Genomic DNA, 18,088 nt, shown 5'->3' on the forward strand with positions numbered 1-18,088 from the left:
CTCATTGACTTGATAATTCATATCATTTAGACTAAAAAAAGAGAATAGAATATTAGGAGAAATAATAATGCTTATTCACCCAAGATCAAGAATTATCGTATTTATCGCTTGTGTTTTATTATTAGTCATTTGTTTTTTTTCTAGTATTTTACTAGGATACACAAATACTAGTTTTTCAAGCCTAGTTCATTCATTTACACAATTTAATGGATCTAATGAACATTTAGTTATTCAAAATGTTCGTATTCCAAGAGCAATCATTGCATCGATAGTAGGTGCAAGCTTAGCGATTGCTGGTTTATTCATGCAAGTTTTAACAAAGAATCCTTTAGCATCGCCGAGCGTTTTAGGGATAAATGCTGGTGCTTCAATGTTGATCGTTCTTAGTATTACATTTTTTCATTTACAGTCACCTAATGCTACTATTTGGCTAGCATTTTTAGGTGCTACAATATCAGCAGTATTCGTATTTGGATTAAGTTCTTTAGGAAAAGATGGTGCGACTCCAATAAAGATTACTTTAGCTGGGGTTTCAATTGCCGCTATGTTTAGCTCGATTACCCAAGGCTTACTAGTAACAAATGAAGTAGCATTAGAGCAAGTCCTTTTTTGGTTAGCAGGCTCAGTTCAAGGTCGTTCACTCGATTCTTTACATATGGTGTTACCTTATATTGTGATCGCTTGGGTTATTTCACTTGCAATTGGTGGGAAAATTAACACATTCATGCTTGGAGACGATGTATCGAAAGCTTTAGGTCAAAATACGGCTCTCTTAAAAGTTACATTAGTAGTATTAGTTATTATACTAGCAGGTGGTGCTGTCAGTATTTCAGGACCAATAGGTTTGGTCGGAATAATTGTTCCACAAATAGTTAGAATGTTCGTTAAAAATGATTACCGATGGATGATTCCATTTTGCGGTATTTTCGGGGCAATTTTATTACTATTAGCAGACGTAGCTTCTCGTTATATATTAATGCCAGAAGAGACTCCAGTTGGAATTATGACCGCAGTAATCGGTGCACCATTTTTTATTTATTTAGCAAGAAAAGGCGGTACAGTAAAATGAACATGCTCAAAATACGAAACAAGTATTTTTCATTACTATTTAATAAACATTCAATTTTCGTTTTAACGATTGCACTTATTTTACTGATCAGTTCATTTGTAGTGAGTTTAACGTTAGGAGACCGATACATCTCAATTCCAAAAGTATTATCTGTTATTTTTGGTGAAGGTGAAAAAATAGATGAATTATTCATTCAAGCGTTTCGAATGCCTCGAATAATCATTGCCATTTTTGCTGGAATATCTTTAGCAATTGCAGGAGCTATTCTTCAAGGCTTAGTAAGAAATCCACTTGCTTCTCCGGATATTTTAGGGATTACAGGAGGGGCAGGAGCTGCCGTTGTTTTATTTTTAGCGATTTTTAGTAATGACCGTACGAATCAATTAACAGTAAGCATAAAATGGTTACCTTTAGCAGCGTTTATTGGTGCCATTATCAGTTTACTATTTGTCTATGGTTTTGCTTATAAGAATGGAGAGTTAAGGCCATTAAGATTAGTTTTGGTTGGCGTTGGATTTTCTGCATTAGCTCAAGCAACAACTTCATTCTTTATGATCATCGGACCAATTTTTAGAGCGACTGAAGCAAATATGTGGTTAACAGGGAGCGTATACGGAGCAAACTGGGAACAAGTTAAAATCATATCAGTCTGGACTTTCATTTTTATTGTGCTAGCTTTATTGTTTATTAGACATATAAATACACAACAACTTGGAGACGATGTTTCAACAAGTTTAGGAGTTCAAGTAGAGAAGAATCGTTTAATTTTATTATTTATTAGTACAGCATTAGTAGCAGGTGCAGTTGCATTTGCAGGAGCAATCGCATTTGTTGGATTAATTGCGCCGCATATTGCTCGCAAATTAGTTGGTGCTTCTTACGGTGTATTAATTCCTTTATCTGGAATCATTGGGGCAATTATGGTATTAGCGGCTGATACAATCGGAAGAACAGCGTTTAGTCCGATTCAAATCCCTGCTGGTGTTTTTACGGCCGTAATTGGCGCACCATATTTTATCTATTTATTATTTAAGACTGGAAAAAGGTGATAAGATGTCAACGAGCGCAATAGAAACAGAAAAATTAACGTTATCGTATGATGATCGTACAATTATAAATGAATTAAACTTTCAAGTTCCAAAAGGGAAGATTACGGTTTTAATTGGAGCAAATGGTTGTGGAAAATCAACTTTACTTCGATCCCTTGCAAGATTACTACAACCAAAAAGTGGAACGATTTTACTTGATGGAAAAGAAATAAGTAAAAGGCCTACAAAGGAAATTGCTCGAAATCTTTCTATCCTACCACAAAGTCCCATTGCACCTGAAGGTTTAACAGTATTTCAATTAGTGAAACAAGGGAGATACCCGTATCAAACTTGGTTAAAACAGTGGTCTAAAGAAGATGAAGAAAAAGTAAATAATGCTTTAAAAATAACAAATATGTACGATTTGAAAGATCAATTAGTAGATTCGCTATCTGGAGGGCAACGCCAACGTGCTTGGATTGCGATGACTTTGGCTCAAGACACAGATACAATTCTATTGGATGAACCAACAACATATTTAGATTTAACACATCAAATTGAGATTTTAGACTTACTTTATGAATTAAATGAAAAAGAGCAACGTACAATTGTTATGGTACTACATGATATTAATTTAGCATGTCGTTATGCACATAATGTAGTTGCGATTTCAGGTGGAGAAGTTTATGCAGAAGGGGACCCAGAGAAAATCATAAACCAAGATTTAATTTGCGATGTTTTTTGTATGAACTGTGATATTGTAAAGGACCCATTGTTTGGAACACCACTTTGCATCCCACACGGCCGCGGAAGAAAAATAATCTAATTATTTACTAAAAAGGTGTCCTATTAAGGGCACCTTAGTTTTTAAGGCTTAGTAAGAGGTGAGGTTAAAATGACATTATTAATCAACGAAGTATGCGTAGACATTAACGGTAGTTCAATCCTTAAAAATATCAGTTTTGTGGCTAAAAAAGGCGAAATCTTTTGTTTAATAGGAACTTCAGGAGCTGGAAAATCGACTTTACTTCGTGCACTAAATCGACTACAAACGATTAGTAAAGGTGAAATCCATATAGATGGGCAATCAATTCATAAAATGACGCCTCAAAATCTACGAAAAAGTGCGGTCATGATCTTACAAACTCCATCTCTATTTGAAGGAACCGTAGAGGATAATATTTTGTATGGGCTAAAATTAAATGGTAACTATAGTAAGAATGATTCCGTTTTAGTTGCGAAGACTTTATTAGAAAAAGTTGGACTAGAAGCTGATTTATTTAATCGAAATTCTTTATCCCTATCGATTGGGCAACAGCAAAGAGTATCAATCGCAAGAGCACTAGCAATGAAACCAAATATATTATTATGTGATGAAATTACTTCGGCTTTAGATCCACAATCTACCCTACATATTCAGGATCTTCTAGTAAACTTAAAAGTAGAGGAAAATATGTCCATTATTCTTGTCACCCATAATATGGATTTAGTTCAACAAATTGCAGATCGAGTAGGGTTATTAATTGATGGTAAATTAGTAGAAGTAAGTACAGTTAATGAGTTTTTTAACAATCCAAGCACTGAATTAGGGAAGAATTTCCTTTCTACAATTGCTTAAAGAGGGTGGAATGATGGAAGGCAATTTGCATATAACAGGTGTATCGCTAACATTTCTATTAATTATTATTGCGATTGCATTATCATATTATCAAAAACTTGGCGTTGAAAAAGATATTGGTGTTTCTTCTGTTAGGACAGTAATTCAATTAATGATAATGGGTTATGTACTTGAATACATCCTTAAAATTGAACATTTTTTCATTGTCATCATTATTTTATTTTGTATGATTTTATTTGGTGCTCATACTTCAAGTAAACGGTCGCATCATATTGAAGGAGCATTTTTTATTTCATTTATTAGTATTTTTCTAGGCGTTATGATTTCTTTAGGAATTGTACTGGTAGCAAATAAAATTTCGTTAAAAGCTCAATATGTTATTCCAATTTCAAGTATGATTATTAGTACATCAATGAACGCAAATAGTTTAGCACTAACTAGACTTAGAGCTGAAATTCAAGCGAATAAAAATCAAATTGAAGCTGCACTATGCTTAGGTGCAACAACTAAGCAAGCATCAAATCATGTCATAAAAAATTCAATTAAAGCAGCATTAATTCCATCAATTGATCGTGCTAAAACAGTTGGAATCGTTACATTGCCAGGTTCAATGACTGGTATGATTTTTGCAGGCATTAGTCCCTTATATGCAATTAAATATCAATTATTAATTGAATGCATCTTAATCGGAGCAATTGCAATAAGCGTATTTTCCTCAACACTTCTATCTTATCGAAAGTTCTTTACAAAAGACGACTCATTAAAATACGAAACGATACTAGAGGGGTAGAAGAAGGGAATAGGTTAATTTTTTGCCTATTCCCTTTTTTACCTTTAACATTAACTCTTATCCAATAACTCTCAATTGAACGTCCATGTTTCCTCTAGTCGCTTTAGAGTATGGACATACACCGTGTGCTGCCTTTACTAGTTCTACTGCTACTTCTGTTGGTACTCCTTGCACTTTTACATCAAGTTGAGCAGCTAATTTAAACCCTCCGTCAGCGGGATCTTTACCAATTGTTATGTTTGCGGTTACAGATGTAGCTTCTAATTTAATACTTTTCTGACGAGCTACTAAGTTTAAGGCACTATCGAAGCAAGCTGAATAACCAGCTGCGAAAAGTTGTTCAGGATTTGTTGCACCACCAGGACCACCTAATTCTACTGGTGGTTTAAGCGCTAAATTAATAAAATCATCTGATGAAATTACTCTTCCGTCACGTCCACCCGTTGCAGTTGCTGTAGCAGTATATAATTTTTCCATTTTAAATTTCTCCTTTATATAACTTATTAATTTTCATTTGCAGATTGAACTTTCTGTAATAATGCCTTTATTTGACTTAATATTGTCAAAAATTCCTCTTGAGTAGTGTCACTTTCATTAAAAAACTTCTCTGGAATACAATAAGCTTTTTCTTTTAATGCTTTTCCATCTTCAGTTAATGTAATAAATACTTTTCTCTCATCGCTTGAATCACGTTTGCGATAAATTAATCCGGCAGATTCCATGCGCTTTAGCATTGGTGTAAGTGTACCTGAATCAAGAAAAAGAGTTCCACCAAGCTCTTTTACAGTTTGTTGGTCTTTTTCCCAAAGAGAAAGTAGTGCCAGGTATTGTGGGTAAGTAATGCCAATTTCATCTAATATTGGGCGATATAATTTCGTAATTTCTCGAGAGCAAGCATAAATCGAAAAGCATAATTGATTTTCAAGCAAAAGCTGGTTTTCTTTATTCATATGTCAACATCCTTATATATTAGTTGTGCACAATTTAATATGACACAATCATAGTTGATAGGAAATAATTTTGCAAGCGATAATGATTATTATTTTTTACCAATTTTTATATTTTGATTAGAAATTTAAAATTATGAAAATGATTAATGATTTTTTTTTGTATGCTTCTTTAATTAGAAGAAGTTGATTGGAACGAAAGGAGGCTCAGGTCTCGCCCCATGGAAAGCGAGAATCCTGTAGTGGAAATTAACATCATATCGCTTTTTTTACATTGAAAAATTGATAAATTTTTTCGGACTAAAAAAGTCAGTTAATGTGATAAGTACATTAACTGACTTCTAATTTACGGCTTTCTAGTTTTAGAAATTAATGAAGTAATTTGTAACATAGTAATCGGTAAAGAAGTTTTTTTATGATATGCCAAAAACTTCGGTGTCCAAGAATCTACGTATTTTTCTTTAAAGCTTCTTAAACCTTGAAAATGATACAAGAACTGTCCATATTCATAAATCTGTGCTGCAATTTTTTCACTAGTAAATGAATATTTAGAAAGTCCAACATTTGCTAAAGGTGTCATGCCGATATTAAAGTAGTGAAAATCTTTCAATCTAAATGATTCAATTAAATTAATAAACATATAATCCATAATTCCCTTTGGTGCATCTATTTTATGGCGCATTAAATCAATCGAAATTGTATGGTCATTATAGTTAGGCATAATAGACGCGAAAGCAATTAACTTATTTTCATTATTTTTAATAACAGCTACAGGTGCAAGTTTGATATAATCTTCATCAAAATAGCCAAGTGAAAAACCTTTTTCTTTTCTACCTTTTAGCCACTCAGTAGATAAATTCTGTAAATCTGAAAAGAACTCATTTGAGAACGGAGGTTCAATCATTTCAAAACTATATTCTTCACGTTCAAACTTATTGTAAAGGGCGCGAATACCTTTATTACGTTTTCCAGATAAAGAGAACGCTGAAATATCCGTAAACCCTTCTTCACCAAGTTTAAAGAAATCAAATCCATTTTCATGTAAGTACGCTAAAGAATTTGAGTTAACTTGATAGAAGACGAGAGTATATCCAAATTGATCAGCATAATTTAATAATTCTTCAATTGCAGGATAGATACGGGACTTTTCCCCAATTGGGTCGCCTAAAATAACTAGTTTGTCTGCATATGGTTGGAAAATAAATAATACTGTTTCATCCTGAGCCCAAAATACATATTTATCATGTAAAAAAACTAAATGGGAAAGTTCAGTTCCACCATATGTATTTAAATGGTCTCTTATTTTTTCTTCTTCATTTTTTGTGCCTATAAAATTAAATTCTTTTCTTTTAACTTTGAAAAAAGCGATATAAAAAAATAGAAAAGCAGCTACAAAGCCAAGCACTGCACTTATTACGATATCCCTCGAATTGACAAGGATATAAGGCAAATATTTGGCAGGGATTCGCACATTTGTATGTGGAAGATTAATATAAGCAATTAGTAAATAGCTACCTAAAAAGAAAAACAATATAAAATTATCAACGATCAGCTTTCCCCAAGTTAAAACAAAGCTTTCTCTATAAAATTGTTTCTTTGAAGCAAATAATATAAATGCTACTGCTAGTACAAAAAGTGCTTCTTCATAATCTAATCCTTTTGAATAAGTTGTAATTGCTCCAACAATTAGCATGAATAAAGTAATATACCACGCTCTTTTCACTTTATAATCAATTCCTCGCGAAAGCCCTAATAATGTAAAGCCTGTTGTGACAGAAATTAAATGTGAAAGATTAATAATTGTTGAAGGTAAAATTAAATTTAAAAGACTAATTCTTAAAAGCATGCTTGGTACTGCTGCGGAAACTAAGAGAATTACCCCAGACAAGAAAATTAAAATTGTTAAAATCTTATGGCCCAAATATGTTGATATTTGGTTTGGAATATTATTAAATGATTGATTGATTTTGTTCCATAAGAGTTTGAGTGCTAAAACAATACCACAAGCAAATGGGAAGAAGAAATAACTGAAACGATAGATTAATAAAACTAGTAGTGTTGTTTCTTTATCAATCCCAAAATATGTGAACCCTAATAGAAAAATAAAATCAAATGAACCTAATCCGCCAGGGATCATACTTAACAGTGCTGCTACAGAGGCCACTAAAAAAACGGGCAAAACTTCAATAATCGAAATATCAATATTTAAAAATAAACAAATAAAGTAAATAAATAAAAATATAAAGGACCATTCACATAAGGAAATGGTAACCAATGAGATCATATATTTTGCGGAAAAGTTTTCCGAGAAAAAATTTCGCTTCATATAAACAACTAAAAACATTAACGGGAAATAACAAATGGCAATGACGATTGCGACATATAAGTACTTATATTCATTTAAAAATGATAAATCAAAGATCCCTGTAAATAAAACTAAACTCAATATCGATAATCCAGAAAGTAAGAAGATTGTTACACTACTCACCGCTTTAACAATTTCTGGTCCAGTGCGCTCTTGTCGATAAAAAAGAGTACGAATAGTAGTACCTGCCACACCACCGAGTCCAATCAAGTTAGAGGAAGTGTTTGCTAGCCAAGCTACCATTAAAATTTTACGAAAACTGAAATCTAATTTTAATAGTCTAACAAGGACGAAATCATATAAAAACATTGGAGAAACAGCAATAATACCTAATGCAAAAATTAGAAAATATTGTATTAATGTAAGAGACTCCATATAGTTAAAGAACATTTGAAAGTCGAAATTTAAAAGTACGTTTTTTCCAACAAAGATGAATGTAACTAGTAATATTGAAATGAAAAATAGTTTAAACAAACCTACTTTACTAATCCGAATCTTATTCATAAGACACTCCTGAAGTTATAAAATTAACAAAATAAATAATAATACTTAGCTTTAGTATTCCATATTATTCCACTATATAACAAGAAGAATATGAACAAGAAGTAGAAAATTTAATAACTTATTATTATGAAGAAAAAAAGTTAATTAGATTTTAACTTTAAGATTGGTTTTAGTGACCTAATTTCTGAAATGGAAGTACATTGATTGCACTATATGTACTCGCATTTCATAGGGGCGAGATGAGTGTTAAGGATTATCGTATTTCTCATCGGGAGACCTTAAATGTGGCAACTAGGAGATAGAGGGAAAAATCAAAAAAAATTTTAAAAATCCTCCTGAGTTGTTCCAATTGAGATGGATTTTTCCATTTTTTGAACATATTTCGCTTACCTTTACCCTTTATCAAAGCTTTAGAGTTTCAAAATGTAACAAAATAGTATACAATTTAGTAGTTGAATTGTAATTTAAGTAATATAAATAAATAAATGACCGTTGATCGCTGAGTTCTGTTGAAGACCTTCCTTACTATTTTATCGGAATGTTTTTTCAACATTGAAGCGGGGGAACCGATTTTTGTGCAATTGCACTTTGGGGTGAATCCTTTTTAGGTAGGGCTACTTTTTAGGTCCGAATCCGACAGCTAACCTCGTAGGCGTGTAAGGAGAAGGTTTCCACGTGGATTTTTAGGCACTGGAGATTCTTCCAGTGTCTTTTTGCATCCATTTTTTGAAAAAACAATTTATAAAACGGGGGAAATGACGTGTTAGATATGTATACGTTTGGCGGAATTCTTATTATAACAATGTTAACAGCAGTTTATTTTACTCGTAAAGATTCTGGTAATAGTGAGTATAGTAAGAAAAGAGCTAATAGGATTAGAATAGCAAGGGAACGAAAAGCTGGTAAAGTAGTAGGGAATACCGAGTTTAAATAATTAATTTGATACATATAACCTTCTATAGGAGGGTGGTCAATCAGACCACTCTCTTTTTTCGCATAAAAAAACAAAGTAGACCAATCGGTGAGTTTTCTTACTCATTTTAAGTTTTGGTTTCATAATTCATATTTAGTTCATAATGAATTTATATAATAGGAATATAATTAATTGTAAATGTAAGAAGGTGGCTTTTTTGAATCATGTAAAAGTTTTAGTTGTTGATGATGACGCAAATATTCGAGAGTTGATCTCTATTTTTTTAAATGCTGAAGGTTACTCAGTAATTGAGGCTGAAAACGGAGAAGAAGCATTAATGCTTTTAGAAAAAAACAGTATTCAAATCGCAGTAGTTGATGTGATGATGCCTGAAATAGATGGATATGAACTTACAAAAGAAATTAAAAAGTATTATGATATTCCGATTTTAATGGTTACTGCTAAAGGTGAATCACAGGATAAACTTAAAGGCTTTGATCTTGGGGTAGATGATTATGTAGTGAAGCCGTTTGATCCGTTAGAAATTGTTGCTCGTGTTAAAGCTCTTTTAAGAAGGTTTCAATTAATTTCTGATAAAAATATCCTTTTAGGAAATTTAGCGATTAATCAAATAAAATATGAAATTGCTGTTCATGAGCAATCGATTACACTCCCTTTAAAGGAATTCGAGTTACTGTTTAAGCTTGCTAGTCAATCTGGAAGAATTTTTACGAGAAACGACTTAATTGAACAAATTTGGGGCCTTGATTATGAGGGGGATGAGCGTACAGTTGATGTACATATTAAAAGAGTAAGAGAACGTCTTAGAGAGTTAAAGGCTACTGTTGAAATCGTTACAATCAGAGGATTAGGTTACAAGTTAGAGGAAAATAATACATGAAAAGTATGTATACAAGACTCGTCTTGATTTTCATATCAGTCATTTTACTGAGTTTAGTTATAACTTTTTTTATTGCATCAAAATACTTTATTAAACATGTTGAAACAGAAGTGCAAAGAGATTTAAAAGACGTTGGAGAAAATTTTATTGCCGTATACTTAACGCATGATGATCAATACGAAGTTAATTCTACTTTGAACATTCTTAGTAAAAATTACTATATAACGATGTATAATGAGTCCGGTAAAATTATTTTGAAAAATACAACACCTAAAAAGAAAAATATAAAAAAGAAACAAGTAATTAAAACACTGAACAACAATAATGTCCAATTAAGAAATAATTCTAATCTTGTAGGTCTGCCTTTTGAAAAAGATGGGCATAAATACGCTTTATTTATTCAACCGAATATTGATCGAGGGTTCTTTAAAATGAGGAGAGTACTTTTTTTTAGTTTACTCACGACTTTAATAATCGGATCACTCACTTTTTTATTCGTTGCAAAATTATTAGTAAAACCTGTAAAAGAGCTAATTCGTGCTACAAAGGAATTAGCAAAGGGAAATTATGATGTTCAAGTAACTATTAAACGTAAAGATGAAATTGGTTTGCTTGCTTCAAACTTTAATTTAATGACGAATAAATTAAATAAGCTAGAAGAGATGAGAAGTGAATTTGTTTCAAATGTATCTCATGAAATTCAATCTCCTTTAACATCTATTAAAGGATTTGCAAAGGTACTAAGAAACAAAGAGTTAATTGAAGAAAAACAAGATCATTATTTATCTATCATAGAGGCAGAAAGTGAACGACTTTCAATTATGAGTGAACGACTTTTAAAATTAGCTTCTTTAGATTCTGAACAACACCCATTCCAGCCTATGACATATAAATTAGACGAACAAATTCGAAAAATTATATTGGCACTAGAGCCTCATTGGGAAAGTAAAAAGCTTCAATTAGTGTTGAATTTGCCGGAGACAGAAATTTTAGCTGATCGCTTACTGCTTGAACAAGTATGGATTAATTTACTACAAAACGCGATTAAGTTTTCGAATATAGCTGGTTACATTAAGGTTGATATAATGACTTTTGAACGAGATATTCAAGTTACCATTAGCGATAATGGATTAGGCATTAGTAAGGAAGATGTAGAGCGGATATTTGAACGCTTTTATCAGGCAGATCGTTCTAGAAATAAAAAAGGAACTGGGCTTGGTCTTTCGATTGTCCAAAAAATAGTAGAAATGCATCATGGCAAAATTGAAGTTGAAAGTGCTGCTGGTATAGGGACTAGCTTTATGATCAAGCTACCTAAATCCATTTAACTTTATACCATTTTTTTCAATTTAAGGTAAATTTAAAAGTTCATAATATGTTCCTAATTGTTCATATTCTGTTCATATAGTTTTGATAAAATAATCAAGTATTAGAAATGTAACTAATGGAAGGAGAAATAAATACAATATGTTTGCAGGCTTAACGAAATTAAGTTTAAAGAATACGATCTCAGTGATTATATTAAGTGTTCTTGTTTTAGTTGGCGGAATTTATTCAGCCCAAAAAATACAAATTGAAACATTTCCAGATGTTTCATTCCCAGCAGTTGCAGTTCAGGTAGTATATCCTGGGGCATCATCTGAGGATATAGAGTCAGAGGTCACAAAGCCAATCGAATCTGGTTTAATGAAGCTTGAGAACTATGATCAGTTAACTAGTACTTCGAGTGAAAATATGGCTTCAATCTTTTTAATTTATCCTTTTGGAACGGATATGGATAAAATTGAAAAAGACGTAGATAACGTAATCAACAAAACGAAATTACCTGACAAAGCTGAAGCAACAGTTCAACGAATTGCGATGGACTCTGCTCCAATTTATCAAGTAGCGATTGCAAATAATGGTCAAGCTAAAAATTTACAGCAATCAATAGAAAATGATTTACTTCCTCAAATTAAAAAAATCACTGGTGTTAGTGATGTAAGTCTTCAAGGAACAAAAGAAGAAGAAATTCAAATCGTTGTAGATAACAAAAAGGCAGAAGAAAAAGGAATCTCTTTAGATACAATTAAAACAGCAATTCAAGGCCTTGATTACGCAGTACCACTAGGTTCTGTTGAAAATAATGGTAAAACTGTATCTGTTCGAATGAAAGGTACGTTAAACTCAATCGATCAAATCAAAAAAACAGTTTTATCTAGTTCTGCTAGCCAAAGTGCACAAATGGGAGCTACGGCCGGTAGTGCACAATTAGGTAGAGGTGCAGGACAAGCTCAAAACTTAGTGCCAAAAAATGTAACAGTTGCTGATATTGCAGATGTAAAAGTGGTTTCAGTTCAAGATCAAATTTCAAGATATAACAGAAAAGAAAGTTATATTTTATCAGTTTCTCAAACACAAGATTCAAATACAGCAGACGTTGCAACAGCTGTTAAGAAAGAAATTAAATCATTTAAGAAGGATAATAGTGTAGAAACACATGTAATTATGGATAACGGTAAAGAAATTGAAAAATCCGTTAGTTCTTTAATTAAAGAAGGTCTACTTGGAGCTTTATTTACAGTCGTTGTTATTCTGTTATTCTTAAGAAATATTAGAGCGACTTTAATTTCAATTTTATCTTTACCAATCTCAATCTTTGCAACGATCTCAGTATTAAACTCATTAGGCTATACTTTAAATATCATGACTTTAGGTGGTCTAGTTGTTGCAATTGGACGTATCGTTGATGATAGTATCGTTGTAATTGAAAATATATACAGATGGAAGCAACAAAAAGCTAATCAATTTAAGAAAAAAGAATTGGCTCTATTTGCAACAAAAGAAGTTATCGGAGCAATTGCCTCTTCTACATTTGCAACAGTAGTAGTATTTTTACCGTTAGCATTTGTAAGTGGAATTATTGGAGAATTCTTTAGACCGTTTGCGATTTCAGTAGTAGTTTCAATTTTAACTTCTTTAATCGTTGCGATTATTCTAATTCCAACTTTAGGAGCAAAATTCTTATCTAAACCATTAAAAGAGCATAGTAATGATACACGTTTTATGAGAAGATACGAAAAAATACTTCGTTCTGCATTAAAACGTAAATGGATTGTTCTTTTATTATCAATCGTTTTATTAGCAGGTTCATTATCGATGATTCCTTTATTAGGATTCTCATTCTTACCTGGAAGTGTAAATAAAACACTTCAAGTTACAGCTACTCTTCCATCAAATAGTACAGTTGCACAATCTAATTTAGTTGCAAAAGAAATCGAAAAATACTTTGCTGATTCTGACTTAATTGATAGTGTACAAGCTACTGTCGGTGGTAAACGTGATTTTATGATGAATATGGATGGCGGTAAAAATAAAGCGGTCTTCCAAGTTAATCTAAAAAATGGAAAGAATATGGATAAAGAACTTTCAAAAATCACAAAAGAAGTTCCTTCAATTGTCGATGCGAAAGTTAAAGGTACAACAATTGTAGCAAAAGAGCTTTCTCAAAATGGTCCTCCAACAGGAAACAATATTGATGTAAATCTATACTCTGCTAACTTTACTGAGTTAAAAGATGCAGCATCAAAAATTGAGAAAGAATTAAATAATGATGATCGTTTAAAAAATGTTACGAATAATTTAAAAGATGTACAACCAAAATTAGAAATAACATTAAACGATAAAGCACGTGATGAAAATATTTCAATGTTCCAAGTAATGGGAGCAATTAACGAAAAAATTAACGACGTTGAAATCGGCGATTATGATTTAAACGGTGAAACAAATAAACTAACTGTTGGTTATAAAGATAAAGCAAGTACAAAAGAAGACCTTGAAAACATCAAAATTATGACTGCTACAGGTCCAAAAGAAATAAAAGACTATGTAACAATTTCTCAAAAGGATGCACCGGTTTCAATCAACCATGATGATGGAAAAATGTATGCATCAGTAAGTGCTGAAGTAAAAGGTAAAGACACTGCAGCAATTACAAAAGACGTAACAAAACAATTAAAGAAAATTGATCTACCTAATAGTGTCGATATGAAAATTGGCGGCGGGCTAGATATGATTACAGATGGATTCAGCAGCCTTGGTATTGCAATGGTAGTTGCTGTTGGATTAGTATTCCTAATCATGAGCATGACATTTGGTGGCTTAAGAACACCGTTTGTCATTTTATCGTCATTAATCTTCGTACCAGTAGGAGCTTTCTTAGCACTTTATATCGGAAAGCAAACACTATCAATGAGTGCAATGATCGGATTATTAATGTTGATTGGTATCGTTGTAACAAATGCAGTTGTATTATTAGACCGTGTTGAACACAACCGTAAAAAAGGATTAGAAGTAACTGACGCATTAATCGAAGCTTCAAAAACAAGATTACGCCCAATCCTAATGACAGCATTAGCAACAATCCTTGCATTAGTTCCAATGGCACTTTCAAATTCAACATCTGGTTTAATTTCGAAAGGCCTAGCAGTAACTGTAATCGGTGGTTTAACAACTTCAACATTCTTAACATTAATCATCATTCCAGTTATCTACAAATTAGTAAGTAAAAAGAAAAAAATAGAAGAATAAACAAAAAGAGTGTCTCACATAAATTGTGAGGCACTCTTTTCAATTGAAACAAAAAATGGGATAGGTGTTACCTAAGCTCATTTTTTATTTAGGTTCATAACTAAAGTGTAATTCTTTTTGATCGTCTATAATTACATTCAAATTATAGTCTTTGAAATACCATAAATCAGTTTCATTAATAAAATAAACAACATTATTAATCGTAATAGATTCTCCAATATTAACAGGCTGTTCTATTGTTACGCCTAAAGAATAACCTTTATGTATTGTACTATTTCCACCATATCTTGCGAAAAAACGAACTGTATCTCCTTCTTTCACATTCATCTCATCTTGGAACCATTTTATTGCGTCATCAGTAATTGTAATTTTCATTTCAACCGTCCTTTCAATATCTTATAAAAGTATTATAGTATGAATGTGAAAAACTATACAGAAAAGTGATGAAGGAAAGGATATTATATGAAAAAGAAAACCCACGAGGTAATAGAGTATTCCGTGGGTATTCCTCATGCTATTCTACTTTTTGAAGTATGCTAGTAAGTTGTTTTTAAATAAAACAAATAGTGAAATGACGACGAATCCATAATATGCGAATTTTTCGATGAGTGGTGTAGTATCGACAAAGGAGAAAAGTCCTTCAGTGAATACTTTCCCTCCAAAGAAAATTAAAAGAATACCTAGTAGAGTAAAGATGATTTTTATATTTAAATTAACCGTTGTTTTGATAAAGATATACGCAATTAAAACAGCCGCGATAATACCTAGTAAAATAGAAATCATTCCTGCAAATGCAATTGTTTGTGCGTTTGATAAAACAAACAATACAAGCTCTAAGCCTTCACGGATCACAAACACGCTAGCCATTAAAAATAATGAAAAGTTATTATCTTTTATTTTAAATTCTGATTTCATTTTTTCTGATATATTAATACTACTTTGATTACTTAACCAATAGATAAAATAGAAGATTAACATTGCTGCAATTAATTGAATTACACCTTCAATATTATGCTCAACATTTGGCTTCAAATCACCGAATGCTGTAAATAAGAAATATCCGGCAAAAATACTAATGATCACACCTAAAATCGTCCCGTAAACTACTGACTTAATTAAATGCTGCTTTTTACTCTGAATTAAAGCAATGAGTAAAAATCCAATTACTAAGGATACTTCTAGACCTTCTCGCAAGGCTATAAAAAAATTAGCATTCAAATTACTACCATCCCCTTCATATATTTAAACCTGCTAACTAGATTATTCTTAATTAGTAGAATCGGACACAGTTTTCATAAAATATAAGTGTCAGTAATTATGGTAAAATTAATATAAAATAAAGCAATCAGGTGAAACTATGGAATCTTTTACAAGTAGAGCAATTGAGATTATTAAAAATATCCCAGCAGGTAAAGTAATGACTTATGGTCAAGTTGCCAAATTAGCCGGAAGTCCAAGAGGCGCTAGACAAATTGTGAGAATCTTACATTCAATGACGCAAAAATATCAATTGCCATGGCATAGGGTATTGAATTCGAAAGGGAAAATTGGAATTCAAGATGAAGTTGGAGCACTAAAGCAAAAGGAGCTCTTACAAAACGAAGGGGTTAAATTTATAGATGAGAAAACAATTGATTTAAATGTTTATCAAGTGGCTCTTGTTCTTGAAAAGGAAGATGTCGACTTAATTTAGTAGAAGCAACAAATATAATTTAATATCGTAAAAATTGAAATGAAGTACTACTCAAAATTCACAGATTAATGGATTTTGGGTATTTTTTTTATCAAAAAGACTATAATTAGAACATTGTTACGCATAATATTGTTGTAAAAAGAGAAAAGTTAGTGTCAATTGTGTTTTGTGTGAATACTTTACAATAAAACATTGTTTTGTTATACTCGTGTCAGGAGGAATGTCATATGAGTGAAGAATTAATTTCAAAAAAAGATTTACTACAACTTACAGGCATATCGTACGGACAGCTTTATAGATGGAAAAGAAAAAACATCATTCCTGAAGAGTGGTTTATGAAAAAATCAAGCTTTACTGGACAGGAAACGTTTTTTCCGAAGAAGCAAATTTTGGATCGGATTGAAAAAATAAAAGAGTTGAAGGATGATCAATCATTAGATGATATTGCGAGAGTGTTTTCAATCAATGAAGAAATCGTTTCTGATCGCGGGCATGCTACTTTATCTTTGGAGCAAGTCCCTCAGCAAGTCCTACAAATATATCAAACACTTTTTCCAAATAATAAGTTAGAGCATTTAGGTACGGTTCAACTAAGTTCGTTACTTTGCGTGAACGACTGGCTTTCCAAAGGAACTTTAACGATTGATGAAGCAACACAATTTTTAAATTTAGTAGAAACACATAAAAAAGAAATTAAGTTAGATGAAGCGATTGTAATTTATATTCGAAAATTTGGCATGGGCAATTGGATAATTGGTAATCGACATGAAACATTTGTTGATCAAAAGGACTCGATCATAATCAATGTTGCTCTTTCAAGCTATTTAAATAAATCGGTTAAATAAATAATGGAGGAGAGATTATAGTGAGCGTGCAATCAAGGCAAGATGCGGTTATAAATGGTTCAGGAACAATCGGTACTGGTAAATATGATGACGTTAGGATTAGTGGAAGCGGACGAATACTTGGAGATATTTTTTGTCATGAAGTGAAAGTAAGTGGTTCAGCTAAATTCAATGGAAAAGTTGAAACTGAATATTTTAATTGTAGCGGAAGCGCTAAATGTTTAAGTGACGTTGATGCGAAAAAAATCAGTGTCAGTGGCTCGGCTTCGATTGATGGTAAAGTTTCAGGTGGAGATGTCAATGTTAGTGGAAGCTTCAAAACAAAAGGTGACTTAAACGTTAAAAGTATTAATGTATCAGGTTCAATGAAAACGACAGGTATAGTAAAGGCAGAAGTAATTACTGTAAAAGGATCGCTTTCAACGGAAAAAGGATCTGAATGTGAAGTATTTACAGCTAAAGGTCACTTATCAATGAATGGCTTATTAAATGCTGAAAACGTAAAAATTACACATGGTGGATTTGGCTATTTACCTCACAATGGATTTAGCTATATTCCTGAAATTGGTGGAGAAACAATTGAAATTAGTCGATTCGATGATAACAATATATTTTCACGACTTTTTTCTAAACTTTTTAATAATCGGTTGAATTTTAAAGCAGACGTGATTGAGGGTAGTGCTGTAAAGATTGATTATACGACAGCGAGTGTCGTAAGAGGCGATGCTGTAACGATTGGACCAAAATGTGTAATTGAACTTGTTGAATATACAGAAGATGTGCAAATACATCCTTCTGCAAAAGTAAACGATGTAAAAAAATTAGAACAATAAATATAAGTAGACG

General features: G+C 32.0%; 17 protein-coding genes and 1 riboswitch. Of the genes, 12 read left to right on the plus strand and 5 right to left on the minus strand.

Going from position 1 to position 18,088, the window contains the following annotated elements:
* Positions 1-64 precede the first annotated feature (64 nt).
* The 5 genes from ACFCYN_RS04325 to ACFCYN_RS04345 all read left to right on the plus strand — a co-directional run bounded on the left by ACFCYN_RS04325 (position 65) and on the right by ACFCYN_RS04345 (position 4,505).
* Entirely contained in the window at positions 65-1,069 is a 1,005-nt protein-coding gene (locus tag ACFCYN_RS04325; RefSeq protein WP_375947835.1) for a FecCD family ABC transporter permease, read from the plus strand.
* Positions 1,066-2,118, plus strand: coding sequence for a FecCD family ABC transporter permease (locus tag ACFCYN_RS04330; RefSeq protein ID WP_172445923.1), 1,053 nt, complete (start codon positions 1,066-1,068; stop codon positions 2,116-2,118). The genes ACFCYN_RS04325 and ACFCYN_RS04330 overlap by 4 nt, the downstream gene beginning before the upstream one ends.
* A gap of 4 nt (positions 2,119-2,122) precedes the next feature.
* Positions 2,123-2,923 (plus strand): ABC transporter ATP-binding protein, encoded by an 801-nt coding sequence (locus tag ACFCYN_RS04335; RefSeq protein ID WP_172445922.1) that lies wholly within the window; start codon positions 2,123-2,125, stop codon positions 2,921-2,923.
* A gap of 69 nt (positions 2,924-2,992) precedes the next feature.
* Complete coding sequence (locus ACFCYN_RS04340; protein WP_172445921.1) at positions 2,993-3,715, plus strand: phosphate ABC transporter ATP-binding protein; 723 nt, start codon at positions 2,993-2,995, stop codon at positions 3,713-3,715.
* Positions 3,716-3,728: 13 nt separating this feature from the next.
* A complete protein-coding gene (locus ACFCYN_RS04345; RefSeq protein WP_172445920.1) occupies positions 3,729-4,505 on the plus strand; it encodes an ABC transporter permease in 777 nt (258 codons plus the stop codon).
* Positions 4,506-4,562: 57 nt separating this feature from the next.
* Here the strand turns inward: ACFCYN_RS04345 and ACFCYN_RS04350 are convergent, their stop codons facing one another.
* From ACFCYN_RS04350 to mprF, 3 genes are all read right to left on the minus strand, one after another.
* The gene (locus tag ACFCYN_RS04350) at positions 4,563-4,982 is read right to left on the minus strand and encodes an organic hydroperoxide resistance protein (protein WP_172445919.1); all 420 of its coding nucleotides are present in this window, start codon (positions 4,980-4,982) and stop codon (positions 4,563-4,565) included.
* 26 nt (positions 4,983-5,008) lie between these two features.
* Positions 5,009-5,455: a MarR family winged helix-turn-helix transcriptional regulator gene (locus tag ACFCYN_RS04355; RefSeq protein WP_172445918.1), complete on the minus strand. Its 447-nt coding sequence runs from the start codon at positions 5,453-5,455 to the stop codon at positions 5,009-5,011.
* A gap of 343 nt (positions 5,456-5,798) precedes the next feature.
* Positions 5,799-8,321, minus strand: a complete 2,523-nt coding sequence (gene mprF / locus ACFCYN_RS04360; RefSeq protein WP_375947760.1) for a bifunctional lysylphosphatidylglycerol flippase/synthetase MprF — start codon at positions 8,319-8,321, stop codon at positions 5,799-5,801.
* 529 nt (positions 8,322-8,850) lie between these two features.
* A riboswitch (cyclic di-AMP (ydaO/yuaA leader) is annotated at positions 8,851-8,992 on the plus strand.
* 89 nt (positions 8,993-9,081) lie between these two features.
* On the opposite strand from mprF, the gene ACFCYN_RS04365 reads away from it, so the two are divergent.
* From ACFCYN_RS04365 to ACFCYN_RS04380, 4 genes are all read left to right on the plus strand, one after another.
* A complete protein-coding gene (locus ACFCYN_RS04365; protein ID WP_172445915.1) occupies positions 9,082-9,255 on the plus strand; it encodes a hypothetical protein in 174 nt (57 codons plus the stop codon).
* Positions 9,256-9,451: 196 nt separating this feature from the next.
* Positions 9,452-10,135, plus strand: a complete 684-nt coding sequence (locus tag ACFCYN_RS04370) for a response regulator transcription factor (protein WP_375947762.1) — start codon at positions 9,452-9,454, stop codon at positions 10,133-10,135.
* Complete coding sequence (locus tag ACFCYN_RS04375; protein ID WP_375947764.1) at positions 10,132-11,463, plus strand: sensor histidine kinase; 1,332 nt, start codon at positions 10,132-10,134, stop codon at positions 11,461-11,463. Before ACFCYN_RS04370 ends, ACFCYN_RS04375 begins: the two co-directional genes overlap by 4 nt.
* A 139-nt stretch (positions 11,464-11,602) precedes the next feature.
* Positions 11,603-14,704 (plus strand): efflux RND transporter permease subunit, encoded by a 3,102-nt coding sequence (locus ACFCYN_RS04380; RefSeq protein ID WP_375947766.1) that lies wholly within the window; start codon positions 11,603-11,605, stop codon positions 14,702-14,704.
* 84 nt (positions 14,705-14,788) lie between these two features.
* Here ACFCYN_RS04380 and ACFCYN_RS04385 read toward each other — a convergent pair whose 3' ends face one another.
* Together ACFCYN_RS04385 and ACFCYN_RS04390 are read right to left on the minus strand one after the other, a co-directional pair.
* Positions 14,789-15,079 (minus strand): HesB/YadR/YfhF family protein, encoded by a 291-nt coding sequence (locus tag ACFCYN_RS04385; RefSeq protein WP_172445911.1) that lies wholly within the window; start codon positions 15,077-15,079, stop codon positions 14,789-14,791.
* A 144-nt stretch (positions 15,080-15,223) separates the two neighbouring features.
* Positions 15,224-15,922 (minus strand): FTR1 family protein, encoded by a 699-nt coding sequence (locus ACFCYN_RS04390; protein WP_375947768.1) that lies wholly within the window; start codon positions 15,920-15,922, stop codon positions 15,224-15,226.
* A gap of 139 nt (positions 15,923-16,061) precedes the next feature.
* Here ACFCYN_RS04390 and ACFCYN_RS04395 point away from each other — a divergent pair, with 139 nt between their 5' ends.
* The 3 genes from ACFCYN_RS04395 to ACFCYN_RS04405 all read left to right on the plus strand — a co-directional run bounded on the left by ACFCYN_RS04395 (position 16,062) and on the right by ACFCYN_RS04405 (position 18,075).
* Complete coding sequence (locus ACFCYN_RS04395) at positions 16,062-16,397, plus strand: MGMT family protein (protein WP_172445909.1); 336 nt, start codon at positions 16,062-16,064, stop codon at positions 16,395-16,397.
* 227 nt (positions 16,398-16,624) lie between these two features.
* Positions 16,625-17,242: a DUF4004 family protein gene (locus ACFCYN_RS04400; protein ID WP_172445908.1), complete on the plus strand. Its 618-nt coding sequence runs from the start codon at positions 16,625-16,627 to the stop codon at positions 17,240-17,242.
* Between the two features lie 17 nt (positions 17,243-17,259).
* On the plus strand, positions 17,260-18,075 hold the full coding sequence (locus ACFCYN_RS04405; RefSeq protein WP_375947837.1) for a polymer-forming cytoskeletal protein: 816 nt from the start codon (positions 17,260-17,262) through the stop codon (positions 18,073-18,075).
* The last annotated feature ends 13 nt before the right edge of the window (positions 18,076-18,088 follow it).

Origin of the sequence: Gottfriedia sp. NPDC056225, assembly GCF_042267765.1 — a bacterium.
GTDB lineage: Bacteria > Bacillota > Bacilli > Bacillales > Bacillaceae_G > Gottfriedia.